The organism is Ktedonosporobacter rubrisoli (assembly GCF_004208415.1).
GTDB lineage: Bacteria > Chloroflexota > Ktedonobacteria > Ktedonobacterales > Ktedonobacteraceae > Ktedonosporobacter > Ktedonosporobacter rubrisoli.
Genome location: NZ_CP035758.1, coordinates 485744 through 501560, shown reverse-complemented (window position 1 = coordinate 501560; position 15817 = coordinate 485744). Strand labels below are relative to the sequence as shown.

The 15817-nt window shown below is 51.7% G+C and carries 13 protein-coding genes; 6 read left to right on the top strand and 7 right to left on the bottom strand.

What is annotated here, in order from left to right; translation table 11 throughout:
* Positions 1-306 precede the first annotated feature (306 nt).
* Both EPA93_RS02280 and EPA93_RS02275 read left to right on the top strand, forming a co-directional pair.
* Positions 307-1287 carry a carboxymuconolactone decarboxylase family protein gene (locus EPA93_RS02280; RefSeq protein WP_165422813.1) on the top strand — a complete coding sequence of 327 codons (981 nt, stop codon included), beginning with the start codon at positions 307-309 and terminating at the stop codon, positions 1285-1287.
* A gap of 232 nt (positions 1288-1519) precedes the next feature.
* Positions 1520-2143, top strand: coding sequence for a TetR/AcrR family transcriptional regulator (locus EPA93_RS02275; RefSeq protein WP_129885480.1), 624 nt, complete (start codon positions 1520-1522; stop codon positions 2141-2143).
* Positions 2144-2309: 166 nt separating this feature from the next.
* Here the strand turns inward: EPA93_RS02275 and EPA93_RS02270 are convergent, their stop codons facing one another.
* The 6 genes from EPA93_RS02270 to EPA93_RS50230 all read right to left on the bottom strand — a co-directional run bounded on the left by EPA93_RS02270 (position 2310) and on the right by EPA93_RS50230 (position 8928).
* Positions 2310-3167, bottom strand: coding sequence for a PHP domain-containing protein (locus tag EPA93_RS02270; RefSeq protein ID WP_129885479.1), 858 nt, complete (start codon positions 3165-3167; stop codon positions 2310-2312).
* Positions 3168-3363: 196 nt separating this feature from the next.
* Positions 3364-3585, bottom strand: coding sequence for a hypothetical protein (locus EPA93_RS02265; RefSeq protein ID WP_129885478.1), 222 nt, complete (start codon positions 3583-3585; stop codon positions 3364-3366).
* A gap of 319 nt (positions 3586-3904) precedes the next feature.
* Positions 3905-4750, bottom strand: a complete 846-nt coding sequence (locus EPA93_RS02260) for an LLM class flavin-dependent oxidoreductase (protein WP_129885477.1) — start codon at positions 4748-4750, stop codon at positions 3905-3907.
* Positions 4751-4856: 106 nt separating this feature from the next.
* Positions 4857-5756 (bottom strand): aminoglycoside phosphotransferase family protein, encoded by a 900-nt coding sequence (locus EPA93_RS02255; protein WP_207229419.1) that lies wholly within the window; start codon positions 5754-5756, stop codon positions 4857-4859.
* 75 nt (positions 5757-5831) lie between these two features.
* Complete coding sequence (locus EPA93_RS02250) at positions 5832-6074, bottom strand: hypothetical protein (RefSeq protein WP_129885476.1); 243 nt, start codon at positions 6072-6074, stop codon at positions 5832-5834.
* 190 nt (positions 6075-6264) lie between these two features.
* Positions 6265-8928, bottom strand: a complete 2664-nt coding sequence (locus EPA93_RS50230) for a LuxR C-terminal-related transcriptional regulator (protein WP_165422812.1) — start codon at positions 8926-8928, stop codon at positions 6265-6267.
* 459 nt (positions 8929-9387) lie between these two features.
* On the opposite strand from EPA93_RS50230, the gene EPA93_RS02240 reads away from it, so the two are divergent.
* A complete protein-coding gene (locus EPA93_RS02240) occupies positions 9388-10599 on the top strand; it encodes a M20 family metallopeptidase (RefSeq protein ID WP_129885474.1) in 1212 nt (403 codons plus the stop codon).
* 25 nt (positions 10600-10624) lie between these two features.
* Entirely contained in the window at positions 10625-11809 is a 1185-nt protein-coding gene (locus EPA93_RS02235; protein ID WP_129885473.1) for an aminotransferase class I/II-fold pyridoxal phosphate-dependent enzyme, read from the top strand.
* A 125-nt stretch (positions 11810-11934) separates the two neighbouring features.
* On the opposite strand, the gene EPA93_RS02230 is transcribed toward EPA93_RS02235, so the two are convergent.
* Entirely contained in the window at positions 11935-13401 is a 1467-nt protein-coding gene (locus tag EPA93_RS02230; protein WP_129885472.1) for an aminotransferase-like domain-containing protein, read from the bottom strand.
* Between the two features lie 249 nt (positions 13402-13650).
* Between EPA93_RS02230 and EPA93_RS02225 the strand changes: the two genes are divergently transcribed.
* Entirely contained in the window at positions 13651-13986 is a 336-nt protein-coding gene (locus EPA93_RS02225) for a YciI family protein (protein ID WP_129885471.1), read from the top strand.
* Between the two features lie 346 nt (positions 13987-14332).
* The gene (locus tag EPA93_RS02220; RefSeq protein WP_129885470.1) at positions 14333-15802 is read left to right on the top strand and encodes a serine hydrolase domain-containing protein; all 1470 of its coding nucleotides are present in this window, start codon (positions 14333-14335) and stop codon (positions 15800-15802) included.
* Positions 15803-15817: the final 15 nt, after the last annotated feature.

Here is a 15817-nt window from a genome sequence, read left to right as displayed (position 1 = left end):
CCTCTTTTTCCTGTATCGGGTCGTTGGTAATGAGAGGCATTAGCATAGCGAAACATTTGCTTGTTGCCAGGTGAAGCCTAGCAGTGTGGCTGCCGGCTACACATAGCGGCTTGCATAATTGCTGTTTCCTCGCTCTACTATCTACAGTGCAGGGACCATTCGTCTATGCTGCCACCTGTAGCTGCCTCATATCTCACATATTCTTACGATTGGACAATCTTTTCGCATATAGTATTGACCAGAGTGGTCATTCAGGATAAAATAAAAATGACCAGAGTGGTCATGATAATGAAGGAAAGTAAACTTATGGAGGATGAAATGAAGAACCAGGCAAACGACGAGAAGCCGGTGAATGCAGGATCTGGGCGAGAGGCGATTGGGAGGCCCGCGCAGCCCCGCATTCCATTGCTTGACGTATCTGCACTCTCAGAAGAACAGCGTGCGATGACCGGTATTGGAGCTTCAAATGTCTTGCGGATGCTTGCGCACAATGGAGGTTTGCTGAAGGCCTGGCTGGAGTTCGGATCACATCTCATGAACGGGGGTAAGGTGCCCATGAGGACGCGTGAACTGCTCATCTTGCGAATTGCACTTCGCTCATCATGCGAGTATGAATGGGCTAACCATGTGCCCGGAGCACTCAGTGCCGGGGTAACCTCGGCTGAGATTACGTCTCTTGCCGCTGGCGCGAGCTCCTGGTCCGAGGCCGATGCGGCTGCATTGAGCTTAGTCGATGATCTCTGTGCAGATAACTGTGCCTCTGAGAAGACATGGAAGGCGCTGGCAGCTACATATGACGAGAGTGAGATCATCGAGTTGCTAATGCTAATTGGCTTCTATCGGATGAATGCTGGATTACTGAATTCGCTAGGAGTACCGGTCGAGCCTGGGCGCCCTCGACTTGGAGAGGGCATGGCTTACGAAGCGCCTAAAATTCCCCAACGACCAAGCAGCAGTTTTGCGGCCGGGGCGCACGCAGAGGCGAAACCAGATGGGACCTGGCAGCTGAAATTTTACCACCCGGCTGCAACGCAGGAACTCAGGCTTGTGCTTGCGCTGAGCGAAGGGGAGCTATCGGGCTCACTCACCAATGAGGCTGTTGAGATTACCGTGCCAGTCTCGGAGGGGAAGATCCAGGGGCAGCAGGTGATCTTTACGACAGTTATGACGAAGCCGTATCCAATAACCATCACCTGGGATGGAACGATTGACGGCGATTATCTCGTAGGTACCGCTAAGCTCCATGGTGCGGGCTCATTCCCGTTTGATGGCACGCGGATCGCATAGATGGGATTTTCTAAGTTTGGCGGCCAGATGGGCTCTTAAGGCTGCGTACCTGAAGAAGGATTAAAAGTAAATCCTCCGGCTCTGCTCTGTATATAGCTTCCCCAGGGGAGGGAAACAGAGCTTTTATAACTAGACATACGTTTGCTCCAATGCACTTGACCACTTTCGTCACTTCTTATAGAATAGGGAATGACCGAAGTGGTCACAGCGACCTTGAAATGAGGTAATTATCATGTATCCGAAATTCGCTAGCTTAGAGCAGGAGAAGAAAGAACGCATTATTAATGCTGCTATTAAAGAGTTTGCGCGAAGTGGATATGACAGAGCTTCTACAAATGAAATCATCAAGGAAGCGAATATAGCCAAAGGTTCATTGTTTAGCTATTTTAACAACAAAAAAGAACTGTATCTATTTTTGCTTGATTATGTATCAGAATTCATTGATAAAATATATAGTGAAGTAGATTGTGACGAAACAGATATTTTTGAGATATACAGGGAAATAGCCTTAGTTAAATTTAAAATGTATCGCAAATTTCCCCAGATATTTGATTTTCTTAAAGCCATTGCCAAGGAAAATGCTCCCGAAGTAAAATCTGAGCTTGAGAAAAGAAAGAAGGAATATCTTGTTGATAGGGGAACTGAAAAAATTTGCAGAAATATAGATGAAACAAAATTCCGCAGTGATATTGATGTGCAAAAAGCAATCGATATCATTAACTGGACTGCGCTAAGTTTTGCCGAACAACAAAGCAATAAAATAAATTCTTACGCAGATTTCGACGTCGAGCTGTTGCGAGAATGGGAGAGGTACCTGGACCTGCTGAGACGCTGCTTTTATAAAGCTGAGGAATAAGCGTAAGAGCGTATTCCCGCCAGCGCGATCAGGCCTTTCGCACCATGACTATCTACTTTCCCTTCTTCCCACTGACTTTGCGCCAGCAGGAAAGTATATCCTCAAGGATTACTGAGGACCTATTTTCGCTTCTTTCGATGCCGTTAGCTAACCTGTGCTTTTGGGCTCACTGCAACTCGATGTTGAGACGCCCAAGGAGGCGCTGGCACAGCTTTGCGGGATACTTGATTGGCATGCGGCCAGGAGGGCCATGTGAGTCTGAGCCGGCACTTACAAGTAAGTTGTGCTGCTGAGCATAGGCCAGATAGGTCTCGATGAGCTCTGGCGTATGCGTGGGATAGTAGACTTCGATGCCATCAAGTGGAATCTCGGCGCGTACCTGGTCAAGGAGCTCCGGCGTGTAGTAGGTAAATTCTTGTGGCTCCTGAAGTCCCCGTCCTGGATGAGCGATCAGGGCGACTCCTCCACTCTGATGGACTGCCTCGACCGTCCGCGCCAAATCAGCCTTCATTTCGCGATATCCAGCATCGATGACTAAGGCAAGCGCGCTGGCTGCATCCTTGACATAGCCCTCTTTGAGCAATAACGTGCCACAATCGCCAGCCACGCGGAGCTCGCCCCCGCTTGTGGCAAGCTGGGTCTGACGTTGCGGAAATTGATATCCTCGGCGCAGCAGTTCAGCGTAAACCTGTTCGGCATTGTGCTTCTGCCGTTGCCGAACATCTGTGGCGATCGCTATCAAGGTTTGATCTTGTGGATCGAAACCGAAGCAGAGCAGATCTGCCATCTTTCCATGAAATGCGGCACTAATTTCTACAGCTGCCAGAACGTGAAGCTGTTTTTGCCTTCCCAGCTCTTGTACATGCGCAACCGTATCAACGCGATCGTGATCTGTAACAGCAACCAGCCCGAAGCCTTCCTGGGCCAGATAGTCGAAGAGCTGCTCGGCCGACCAGCGCCCATCGCTGTAGGTGGTATGTATTTGCAGATCGATAACTGGATCTGGAGGGAGGTAGAGGGACAAGTGAAGCTCCTTTCCTCAAACTAAAAAACAAAAGCCAATATATCTTACATCATGACCTATCGGCTCTGCCTGGCAGGCCTCTCCCTTACTCTCCACATGAACCAGATTCGGAATTGTAAAACTTAATTTGAAGCCCTGGCTGAAGTAGTACCTCTTTCCTTGCGGCGCCGCTTGTTCGTTCGGCTGGCGCGGGCCATTAGGGAATCTTAATCCACGGTGCTGGTTGCTGCGCTGTCTGGCACGCTTGACAATAGCCCGGTGGAGTTGGTATGTAACGAGGCTCACTTTGCACAATCTGGGATTTACTTTGATCAATGCCCGGTACCGTAGTGTGCAAGGATTGCCAGACAACGATTGGTAGTAAGAGCGAGATGAGCATACCTATGCTGAAGAGTATAAATGCTAACAAGCGCTGCATAAAATAATCTCCTTTTCTTGAGTAAAAGATACATTAGCATAACTGAATCTTCAACACAAGCGATATATGCAAATGTATGAAGTTACATACTTCGGATAGGCATGCGGAAATAACCGAGGCAATCTTGATAAATATTGATATGGTTCGGCCTAACGATGCTTACTTGAACCAGAATGAAAGGGATCATTATTATTGGTAAGCCGAACGTGACAGGCTCGTAATAGGCTAGAGGTAGGAGATTCAGCATTAGCTCAAATGGATTTTTTCGCGTGGCCTACCTCCGTTGGAGAAATGGAGGCAGGCTAACTTTACAGGCTTATTAGCGAACTTCCGGCGGTCCCTGCTGGATGCGCTGGCGAACCTGTTCAAGCGTCTGCAAGGGATCAAAGCTCTCCAGCCACCACGTGGCCCCGGCCTGGGCGAATGATGCCACGTGCGCAGCTGCGCGGCCTTTATCGGTTCCGCTGGTCAATCCAAAGGCCACCACGTCAAAGGGAGCCGTCTGCGTCCGCTGCTGCTGAATATAGCCAACGAGTTCGCGCATGTCTTCGGGCGTGAGAGCACGATCTATCCGCTGCGGGAAGATCCCGTTGTACTGAGCTGCGCGGCGAAACGGCTTTTTGTGAGGCCAATTGCCTGCGAGCCAGATAGGGATATGCGGCTGAAGCGGTTTAGGCAGAAATTGCACCTGCGAGATCTGATAATGCTGCCCCTCGTAGCTAAATTGCTCGCCGCTCCATAAACGTGTTAGGATGGCAAGGCCTTCATCCAGCCTTTCCCCATGCGTCCTGATATCGGTGGATTCGCCGAAATCGTGATATTCTCCATAAAAGTTTGTACCCAGGCCAAGCCCAAGAATCAGGCGTCCCCCTGAAAGGTGATCGAGCGTAACGGTTTCGCGGGCCAGCTTCCAGGGGCGTCGGCGTGGCAGCGGCGTGACCATAGGGCCAAGCTTGATAGATTTGGTGTGTAAGGCAATTGCTGCCAGGAGTAGCCAGGGGTCTGCAATCTCAACTGGACTGGCTAATCCCTCCTGATTATAGTTGAGGTGATCCCAGATAAAGAAACCATTCCATCCAGCTTCCTCGGCTTCATGCGCCAGTTCAGCGACCAGGCGAGGGTTACTGAATGGGCCAAAATGAGGAAGATCAACGGCAAATTGCACAGCTAATGCTCCTTTGCAGAGAAAGTATTTGGGCGATGGGAGCGCTTGGATTAGCTCAAGCACTCTTAGCTCCGCCCCTGATTTGTGTCGCTCGCATAACTTCTGCCTAAAGCCGATCGGCGAGGACTTCGCCGATCATGTAGCGAGCCGTGGCCGCGAAGACCGGGTTTGTGTTCTGGTAGTAGGGCAAGGCAATCAGCCCAATGGATAGTGCCCAACCTCTCCCTCGGGCCCAGGTTGCATCGTCAACTGGCAAGGCAGCGCGAAAGATCTGGCGAGAGTGAGCTGAAAGGAGGCTCCAGGCAACGATCAGATCACATGCAGGATCGCCCACGCCTAAAACCCCGAAGTCGATGATGGCGCTGATGCGGCCTTCGTGGAGCAGCAAGTTTCCCGGTAATAGGTCTCCGTGGGTCCAGACTGGGGACCCTTGCCATACCGGAACATCGAGTGCAGCCTCCCACTCTTCGGTCAGCGCACTGCTATCGAGCATGGTGGAAAGCTCGGCAATTGCGGCACGGGTGGAAGCATCTCGTGAGGAGAGTGGCCCGCCGCGCGAGGATTTTGGCGGTTTGGGAAGAGGCCAACCTGCAGGGTCAAGCTGATGCAAGGCAACAATGAACTGCGCCATATCACGGGCTGCCTGATCTTTATCAAACGTGCGCTGGTTATCCGCGCTCTCGCCCTCAAGCCACTTGTAGATGGACCAGTTCCAGGGATAGCTCTCACCAGGCGCTCCCACGGCCAGCGGAACAGGGACAGCCAGCGGCAGGTGAGGAGCGAGTCTTGGCAGCCATAGAAGCTCTTTGTTGATTTGATCGATGGCCCCTTCGATGCGAGGTAGCCGCACCGCCATATCCGCGCCGAGTCGATAGATCGCATTGTCGGTTCCCGCCGAAAGAACCGGCTTGATAGGAAGGTGGGCCCATTGCGGAAACTGGGCCGCAAGCAAGCGGCCCACAAGCGAGCTATCGATGTCTACCTCGTCACTATGCATTTTACCCATAGATGTCCTCCTCTTTATGAATAAATCCCTGCCTTTAGATAATGACGGTTCGCAAGCAGAAAAAACAGAGCTGCCTCAGCAAGAGCGTGAAGAAGACATGCCCACAGCATCGCAGGAATCTTTTCCCTCTTTTGGCTCAGCATTTACTCCGGGTTTTTGCGCGCCGCGAATGCTGAAGCGGGCTAGAATTGCACCAATGATCTGAAACAGTGAAGGTTTTTGCTTTTCTGACTCTGTAAAAGCACTGGCATACTCCAATGCCTCCTTGATCTTCTGGTCATGAACGATTTTTAAACTTGTGTAAGAACCTGGCCACATAATGCAATCCTTCTTTAGGGTAAGTGATCCACCCCGGCTTGTCCAGGGGCTTTGCTCTTTGAACTTGCCTCCTGGCTCATTGATGATGTCATAAGCATAAATGACAAGCGGTGGTAGTGTGATCTACCAAAAGTGGTAATCTACAGGTGCAGATGGGGGTATTCTGTGGCGGAGAAGAAGGCAGAGCTGATTACAATAGCTTGAAGCTGCTTGCCTGGGCGAGAGCCTGGGTGCGGCTGTTTACTCCCAGTTTGCTATAGATATTGCGCGTGTGGACCTTGACTGTGCCAACGCTCAGGACCAGGCGTTGGGCGATTTCGCGGTTGGAGTGACCCCGCGCAATCAAGTTGAGGACTTCCAATTCTCGTTCGCTCAGCGGTTCGTACAATGCCGAGTTAGCGTTTTTGTCTGCATTTCTGTCCCCTTCACCCAGAAGCGAGCGAAGCGTTGTTTCCAGATCCAGGGAGGCTCCGAGTTTCCAGGCAAGCTTGTATGCCTCCTCGCCAGATTTGTGCCTCAAGTCAATGCGCAGGCATGTGAGCTTTGACCAATGGCGTAGCCAGCCGCTGACTTGAAGGGGTTGGGCAAATGCTAGCCCCAGCAGTTTGCTAGCTGCTTCCAACTTTTCCTCATGGGTTAGGATGATTGCTTCGAGGGCCAGGCAGATCGTGGCCGAGCCCGGGTCGTCGTACTTATCCCGAAATAAGGATGGGTAGCCTTTGCGCACGGCGGCATATTCTCCCAACTCACAGTTTATTATTGCCTCTCCCCAGCGTTTCCCTAGATTGTACTGGCCGCTAAAGAATTCAGAAAGTTTCGTTGCCTGACTACTCAGAAGAGGCTCCTGGCCAGTCGTATAAGATGAATCCAGCAGGCTGTGCAAAAACTCCAGGAAGTCGCTGGATAATCTGATTCCATCGGGATAGTTAGAGTTGGTAGCCACCCTGTGCATGCGCCGGGTCAGGGTAAAGGCTTCTTTCATCTCGCCCTTCAAAAAAGTTGCCTGAATCAGGCTGAACAGCGCTTGCACTTCTCCTTTTGCGCTTCTTATCTCGTGCATTGCCGTGAGCGCTTCCCGCGCGTAGCGTTCATAAGCGGAATAATTCAGTTGAGCGAGCGCAACGCATGTCAGGTTGAGGGTACCCCAGGCGATACCGTTGCGATCCTCGATCGCGCGCCGCAGATTAAGACTTTCTTGAAGATGCGCCTGGCCTGAAGGCTGCTGCGTCTCCTCGATCAGCGGCACCTCCCAGGCCAACCAGGATAACGCCTCTGCCTGGTAAAAGGGATCGCCAAGTTGGGCGAACACTTCCCTGCTTTCCTCAAAGAGGCTTGCGGCCCTGCCGGGAAGAGATTGACGTTTTTCCTCTGCTTCCCAGACAGCGAGAATGCCCGAGGCGATCAGACAGAAGCCGAACTCTGCCTGGTCCTGCTGATCACGTGCTAAGGCCAGGCAGGCATCAATTCTCGTACGGAAATTCTCTTCTATGTGCAGGCTGCCCAGTAAAATTAAGCGTATCAGCCGTGCCTCAATGCGGGCGCGGGCGAACCGCTCTTCTTGAAGTGGGGATGATGAGAGCTGGTCAAGCGCATCTTGCAATAGCCCGACGATTTCGTGATAGTGGCCGCGCATATCGGCGAACCAGTGCAAGCTTTCGACGGCTCCTGAGAGCGCCGTTGCCTGCCCTTGCTGGACGGCCAGGTACCAGGCGTGTCGCATGTTCTCAAAGTTAGCAGCGATAGTATCTAGCGCCGCGATTTGTCTGTGGGCTTTGATGTCGCGTTCAAGCCGCTGCAGCAGGCCGAGATAGTAGTCAATGTAAGCTTGCTGGACTGCCTCTATCTGGCCGGCGGCTGCCAATCGTTGCGCGCCATATTGTCGTAGCAGTTCGTGGATTACGTAGCGGCCGGAAGCTTCGCGACGTATCAAGGATTGGTCGATGAGCCTGGCAAGTATCGTGAGGGAGGTCCCGGCCACGGCCTCCGCTGCCTCGCGTGTAAATCCTCCCCGGAAAATGGAGATCTTCTGAAAAACCTCGCGGTCCTTTGCTTGCATTAATTGCCAGGAGTGATCGAAGACAAAGCACATGCTGCGATGCCGCTCTGGCAGATTGCGCGAACGAGTTTCCAGCAAATCTAGATTGCCATTGATTTCCCTGGCAATGTCGGAGGGGCGCAGCGTTTTAAGCCAGCCAACTGCCAGTTCAATCGCCAGCGGCATTCCCTCTACCAGGCGACAAATCTCTACCACGCCCATTTTATCTTCGCTCAGCTTGAAATCCCCACGTACTCGGCGTGCACGATCCAGAAATAGTTGCACTGCACTGTAGTCTTCAGGCGACTGGCTCTCTTCTTCGCGCTCAGGATACGCAAGGCCCGTGATTGGCCTGATCCATTCTTCCTGAAGATTCAGCGCTTCTCGGGAGGTGACAAGGATTTTTAGTTCTCGGGTAGCGGCAAGGATTTCCGCCAACAGATCAGCGCCGTCTAGCAGATGCTCTATATTATCGAGCAACAGCAATACCCTTTGGGCCTGCTTTTCACGCAGGTAAGTAAGCAATTGCTCTTGGGGAGTGAGCAGCGCTTGCTGTAGGCAAAACCCCATAGCTGCGGCAATAGCTGGCAAGATGTCGTTGGTGCGACAGAGCTCAGCGAGCTGTACACAAAAGATGCCATCGGGAAATAAAGTATAGTGATGGCTAGCAGCTTCCATGGCCAGCCGCGTTTTGCCGATGCCACCTGGTCCAACAAGCGTCAGTAAGCGACAGGATGGATTGGAGAGCAATGTGCCAATCTCGGCAATTTCCTGCGCTCGACCAAGAAAAGGCGTGGGAGATAGGTTAAAAGTTTGCATGTTTGCTCTTCCCATATATTCACTTGTCTGAGGCTTGCTGATTTTTTGCACCGTATCTATTTCGATTCTGTGCTCGTTGAGTCGACCTGAAAGAGGTTGTTATTTCCATCGAGGTAAGTTTACAACTAGTCGCCTGCGGGACAAAACAATGCTTCAGGGAACTGAAGATAAATAAGCTTATTTAATGTATATGGTTTGAGCGTAGATGAATGTTAAGCAGAGGCGTCCCAGGCACTTAGCCTGTTTAGAATGCTCATGTTTCTCTACAAAGAGTAGTATAGCAGAAAGCAGAACTGCAAACAAGCTGATTTCCCGCATACCAGCAACACTCTCGTGCCTACAGTTAGCACGCTCAGAGCGAGCAGTCCATTCAGCTATTGGCCCTTCTCATTAAGGCAATGAGCTCTATACTTAAGAGTAATTAGTAGTTAACTCTAAGATCACGAGCCAGGAGGCCTCATGCAACAAGCGCTACGTGCAATCATCGCTGAACACCAGGAGAGCTGGATTGATTTTACTAAAGCCTTGATCGAGATCCCGAGCGAAAATCCTCCGGGCGTAGCCTATCGCGCCTGTGTCGATCTTCTAGCTGCCAGGCTTGCTGATCTTGGCTTAGAGTACACATTGCTAGAGGCTTCGACCTCCTCTCAATCTCCTGCGGAGCCCGGATATTGTTTGCTCAGCTCGTATGGACAAGGAGAGAAAACTTTGTACTTTCATGGACACTACGATGTAGTTCCTGCCAGTGTCCCCAGACAGTTTCAGCCTTATCTCGCAGATGGCAAGTTATTTGGCCGAGGCTCATCGGATATGAAGGGCGGGCTCGTTGCGATGCTGGCCGCGGTCCAGGCCATTAAGGAGTGTAACATCCCGTTACGTGGCAAAATTGGGCTTGCAATTGTACCCGATGAGGAAACAGGAGGGCAACGAGGCGCACAATATCTTGCCGAGCGCGGATTGCTGGGTTCCAATGGGATTGGCATGCTTACAGCAGAACCAACCGATGGCAACGTGTGGAACGCCAATCGCGGAGCGATCTCTTTGCGCGTTAGGGTCAAAGGCAAGCCGGCGCACGTCGGGCTTCACTATCAAGGCGTCAATGCCTTCGAGCACATGCTCATCGTTGCCAATGCGCTCAATGAATATAAACGGGAGATCAGCCGCAGTCAGACGCTGTTCCATATCGAGCCAGAAGCCGCACGCTCCTCAATTCTTTTGCTCGGAGGGCAGTCTTTCGGCGGGTCGAACTTTAACGTGGTGCCAGCCGTATGTACTTTCACTGTAGATCGCCGGATCAATCCAGAGGAGGATCTTGCGGAAGAGAAACAGCACTTGCTAGCCCTCTTTGAGCGCCTCAAAGGGCAGGGCATCGAGCTAGATATTGAGATCTTTCAAGAAGCCCCCTCCTCTGGAGTGAGCGAAACATACCCTCTCGCCCAAATGCTAGCCAGCACAATCGCTACAGTAACGGGAAAAGTTCCATCCTTCGAGCTGTGTCCAGGGCTCCTGGAAACACGTTGGTACGCGCAACTGGGTATTCCGGCATTTGCCTATGGTCCCGGGCTCTTAAGCGTTTCACATGGACCGCACGAATATATCCCTGTCAAGAATATTGCTGAGTGTGCGCTCATTTATGCTATGACGGCAGTACAACTTCTGAACAAGGATTGAAGGTTCAGAGAAAGGGAAAGCGGAGATGGGCTTTGGGCAGTTAAAGCAACGCTTGCAACAGGAGCTTGACGCATTTCAACAAGAAGGACGGTTTTATAGTTCGGCCCTGTTCAGTGGTATGCAGGGACCACGGATTGTCATACAGGGTCGCCCGTATATTAATCTGGCCTCCAATAACTATCTTGGCTTCGCTCAGGACCCCCGTGTCATTCAGGCGGCAGCCATGGCCCTCAAGCAATATGGCTTTGGCAGTGGCAATGGACGCCTGGTCGCTACTATGGAAATCCAGGCCACGCTCGAACGGCGCCTTGCGACCCTTAAGCAGTGCGAGGCAGTACTTACGTTTCAGACGGGCTACGATACGAATCTTGGCACGCTTTCAACGCTCTTTGGTGCCGAAGATGTGCTCATTAGCGATGCGGCCAACCATGCTAGCATTATCGATGGTTGCCGCTTCTCGGCGGCCCAACGCCGTGTCTATCCTCACAATGATCTTACGACCCTGGAAAAGCATTTGCGCGATAGCCAGAACGCCAGAACCATTTGTGTAGTTACCGATGGCGTGTTTAGTATGGATGGAGATATAGCCCCCTTGCCAGAGATCGTTAACCTGGCAGAAGCGTATGGGGCTATCGTCTATGTGGATGATGCGCATGGAGATGGCGTGCTTGGAAGCCAGGGAAGGGGTATCGTCGAGCATTTTCAGCTTCATGGACGGGTAGCTATCGAAGTTGGCACGCTGTCAAAAGCCTTTGGTGGCGTGGGAGGCTTTCTTGCCTCAGATGCCACGATCACCAGCTATGTCTTTCAGCGTAGCCGTCCCTTTACCTTCAGCACTGGCCATCTGCCTCCTATGGTTGCTGCGGGCTTGTTGGCTGCCCTTGATCTGCTAGAAGAAGAGCCGCAACGACTCAAAAGGTTATGGGAGAATACAGTTTATTTCCGCCAGCGCCTCAAGGAGCTCGGCTTCCAGACAGGCGCAAGTGCGACTCCAATAATTCCCCTGCTTGTTGGCGAGGCTGTTACGGCTACGGCCTTTGTAGAGCAGTTGCGCAGCGAAGGAATATTTGCCCAGGCCTTTAGCTATCCCGTCGTTGCGCAAGGTGCGGCGCGCATTCGCATGATTATCTCGGCGGCGCATAGCCAGGAAGATCTTGCTAGAGCCCTTCAGGCCTGTGAACGCGTTGGCAAGAATCTTCGCTTGATCTGAGCAGGCTGAGTGCAGAAATGAGGCGCTTGCGCATGTAACTAGCGGGAGAGCAGCTGGATGAAAGTTTTGGCACGAGGGGGTCATCTCAACCCCTCGTGCCAGGTCTTAAGGCCTGCTCTGGCCTTTTAGCGCCTCAAGTGCTCTTCTTGTTTTGGTGCACTTCGCAGCTCGTTCAATGCCTGTGTGAGGCGGCGAACTCCCTCAACGATCTTTGACGGTGGAATCGCCGAAAAGCACAGGCGCAACTCATCTTGCCCTCGGCCATCTGGATAAAATACTTCACCGGGAAGAAAGGCAACACCAGCTTGAAGCGCTTTCTGGAGGGCTAGCCGTGCGTCGATACCATAGCCAAGCTGACACCAGAGGTAAAGTCCTCCTTGCACCGCAAAGCTACTGATGAGATCGGGCGGCGAGGAGCGCCTCAGCTCTCCAAGCATCGCTGCCTGTCTTTGCGCATATGCGCGCTGCATGTTCTTGATGTGCTGTGTATATATTCCAGACCTGAGTAGCTCAGTAACTACAAGTTGCTGAAGGCTTGTAGTAAACAGATCGCTCCGCCCTTTGAGTAAGGCCAGGTGGTTGACGATGGATTCAGGAGCCGCTAGCCAGCCCAGGCGTAACCCACTGGCCAGCGTCTTAGAGAACGTTCCCAGGTAAATGACGAGGTGCTGCGTATCCAGCGACAAAAGGGTGGGAGGCGGTTTGAAGTTGAAGGCAAGATCACGGTAGGGATCATCTTCAATGATGGGAAGATGATAGCGCGCCGCAAGTTCCAAGAGGCGCAGACGCGTTTGGCGAGAAAGCGTGTGTCCAGTAGGATTCTGAAAAGTAGGCGTAGTATAGAGCAGCTTTGGGCGATAGCGCACAATGAGATCCTCTAGCTCGTTCAGGTCAGCATGGATACTATCCCAGCCGATCAGGTGCGCACCGGCGGCCTGAAAGATTTGAATAGCGCCAAGATAGCCAGGGGCATCTAGAAGCACACTATCGCCTGGATCAAGCAGGCAGCGTGCGATCAGATCGATGCCTTGTTGTGAGCCGGAGAGCGCTAAAATCTGGGACGGGCGCACTCCCATCATTGTGGCCACGGCCTGGCGAAATTCCAGGAGCCCATCAGTTGGACCTAATTCGACAACGCGCTGTGCCTGCTCGCGCCAGATACGCGCCGTTATTTCCTGAAAAAGCTGGCTAGGGAACAGATCAAGGGCAGCAATGCCAGCCGCGAAAGAAATGATAGTTGGGTCTACGCTGATTTCGCCGAGCAGTCGAAGCGTTGGATCGCTTGCTCGTAATGCTCCACGTGCTACTTTCCCTTGCCAGGCAAACGAGGCATGAGGATCTTTGGCCACTGCACAGACAATCGTACCGCGTCCTACTTGTCTGCGCACAAGGCCCTGGGCCTCCAATTCCTGATACGCTGTGACCACTGTTGTGCGGCTTATCCCAAGATGTTGGCCCAGCGCACGCTCAGAGGGAAGTTGCTCTCCTGGCTGTATTTCGCCTTGCTCGATTGCATGGGCAAGCGCGAAAACCAGCTGCCGATAGAGAGGTATCCCCTGGCGATGAGAAAGCGTAATCTGCGCAATATTCACAGGAATCAGTATAAAACCGAGCAAGGAGAAAAACAAGCTCAGAGAAGCTTCCAGTCTTGCACCCTGATGTCATCTTCTATATTGCCCTTGTTGGCAATGCTGGCCGGAGGTCATGTAGCGTAAAAAAAGCAAGAATAGAGAAGAGTCTATTCTTGTTATTGCAGTATAATTGGGCGGTTATCCTTAAGCATGCTTATCTGGCCAAAGGATATGGGACAATCTATTTTGTAGAACAGAAGGGGATAGACCATGGCGGCAATTACCGACGAATATATGCATGAGATGCTAGCGCAAACCAGGGAGTATTGTATCGTTATTTTGAAATTTGTGCCGGGAAGAGGTGGGCAAGAAGACAGGGCCACTATCTGGGAGCATGGGCGCAGAAATTTTTTGCTGCGTAGCCAGGGCTTGTTACCTATTGTCTGCCCATGCACCGATGACAGCGATGTTGCGGGTCTAGGCATCTTTAACGCTTCTGCTGAGGAGGTGGCAAAGATCATGGAAGAGGACCCGGGAGTACAGGAGGGTTTATTTGTCTACGAACTGCACCCTTGTCGCGGCTTTCCGGGCAGCAGTTTACCGTAGACCTGGTATGTCAAATCACGCAGCCTTTGCGGAAAAACCAGGCAGTACCATCTTTTATCCTTATGTAGATCGATGAGCAAAACAAATCCTCTCCACATGAGGCCCGCCCGTGCATAAGCCTGAAGGCTCATCTGAAGAGGATTTTCTTGCCAGTTTTGCTATCAGCGGCGTCTTATCAGCCAGGCCTCCATCCACAAGTCGAGGGTACATTGTAGCAATGCCTTATCTCTGCTTCAACTAATATATGCTAGAATGGCAAATAAAGGCCGTAAGAGAGTTCGTACAATAACCTGACTTATCAGTTGATGCGAGTAAATCTTGCTAATCGTGCTTGAGGAGAAAGTTTATGACAGAAAAACCGCTAAGACCTGAAGTCTTTCACCAGGCGCGAGAGCGTATTAGGCGGGGAATGGTTGAGCGTGGAATCCCTTCTCTAGCTATTGCCGTCGCGCAAGGGAATACTCTACTTTGGGAAGAGGGGTTTGGCTGGGCTGATCGGGAACGTAGAATCGTTGCAACGCCGCATACGCTCTATTCGTTGGCCTCCATCTCGAAGCCGATCACGGCGACTGCATTGATGATTCTTAAGGAACGCGGTCTACTCGATCTTGATCATCCTATCAACGACTATCTGGGAGACAGCAAACTCTATGCCCGGGTGGGTAATGTTGAGGAGGCTACAGTTCGCCGGGTCGCGAATCATACTGCAGGCTTGCCGGTTCATTACCAGTTTTTCTATCAGGATGAACCGTATTTGCCACCTTCCATGAGTGAGACGATTCGGCGTTATGGTAATCTGGTAACCGCTCCTGGTGAGCGCTTTCTGTACTCCAACCTTGGTTATGGCCTGCTAAGTGAAGTTATTGCGCGGCTTTCCGGAAAAAGCTATGCCAACTTCCTCCGTGAGGAAGTCTTTCTTCCACTCGGCATGTTGCGTGCTTCTGTGCAGGTTGGGCCTGGATTGGAACCTTTCCAGGCCCAACGCTATGGCCCTGGTGGCGTACTGTATCCCTTCTACGATAATGATCATCCTGGCGCATCAGCAGTCTATTGTAGCGCTCATGATCTGATGCGCTTTTGTATGTTGCACTTAAAGCAACCACTTCCCGATCAGAAAGCAATCTTGTCAGAAGAGACGCTGGATGAGATGCAGATTCCCACAGCACAGCGCAGCGCTCTTCATGGATATGGGATTGGGTGGAATATATACAATGAGATCGAGGATCATTGCGCGCTTGGTCATGGCGGTAACATGGATGGAGTCAATACACTGCTGAAGATGGTTCCTGCGGCTCGGATAGCCGTAGCGATATTAACTAATACTAATGGAAACAGAGACCTTGAAGAACAGATTGTCACAGATATCCTCTCTGTTCTGCTACCTACCTATGCAGAAGAAAGCGCTAGAGTGAAGGAGCGAAAGAAGCTTGAGCAATCAGACGAGCAAACGGAGGAATTCAGACCCGATGTACGCCTCTTAGGGCGCTGGTATGGCCATGTGCATACCTATGAAGGTGATATTCCGTTTACGCTCTGGTTCAAAGAAACAGGCGATGTTCAGGCCCAACTTGGTACGCAGTTGAAGACGCTGGTCAACAAGGTGCAATTCAAGGAGCAGTACTTTACAGGCGCGATGATGGGTGATATTGGGACACAAGATGCTCGTCGTTATCCACACTATCTTCAGCTGGATCTCAAACAACGTGAAGATAGGTTTACGGGGGCAATGATAGCACTCTCCGACAGAGAGAAAACACCCGGAAATCGTTTTGGCAGTGCGCTCAATCACTGGGTAGAGCTGAGAAAAGATGGCTGATGGGCGCTCTCAGCT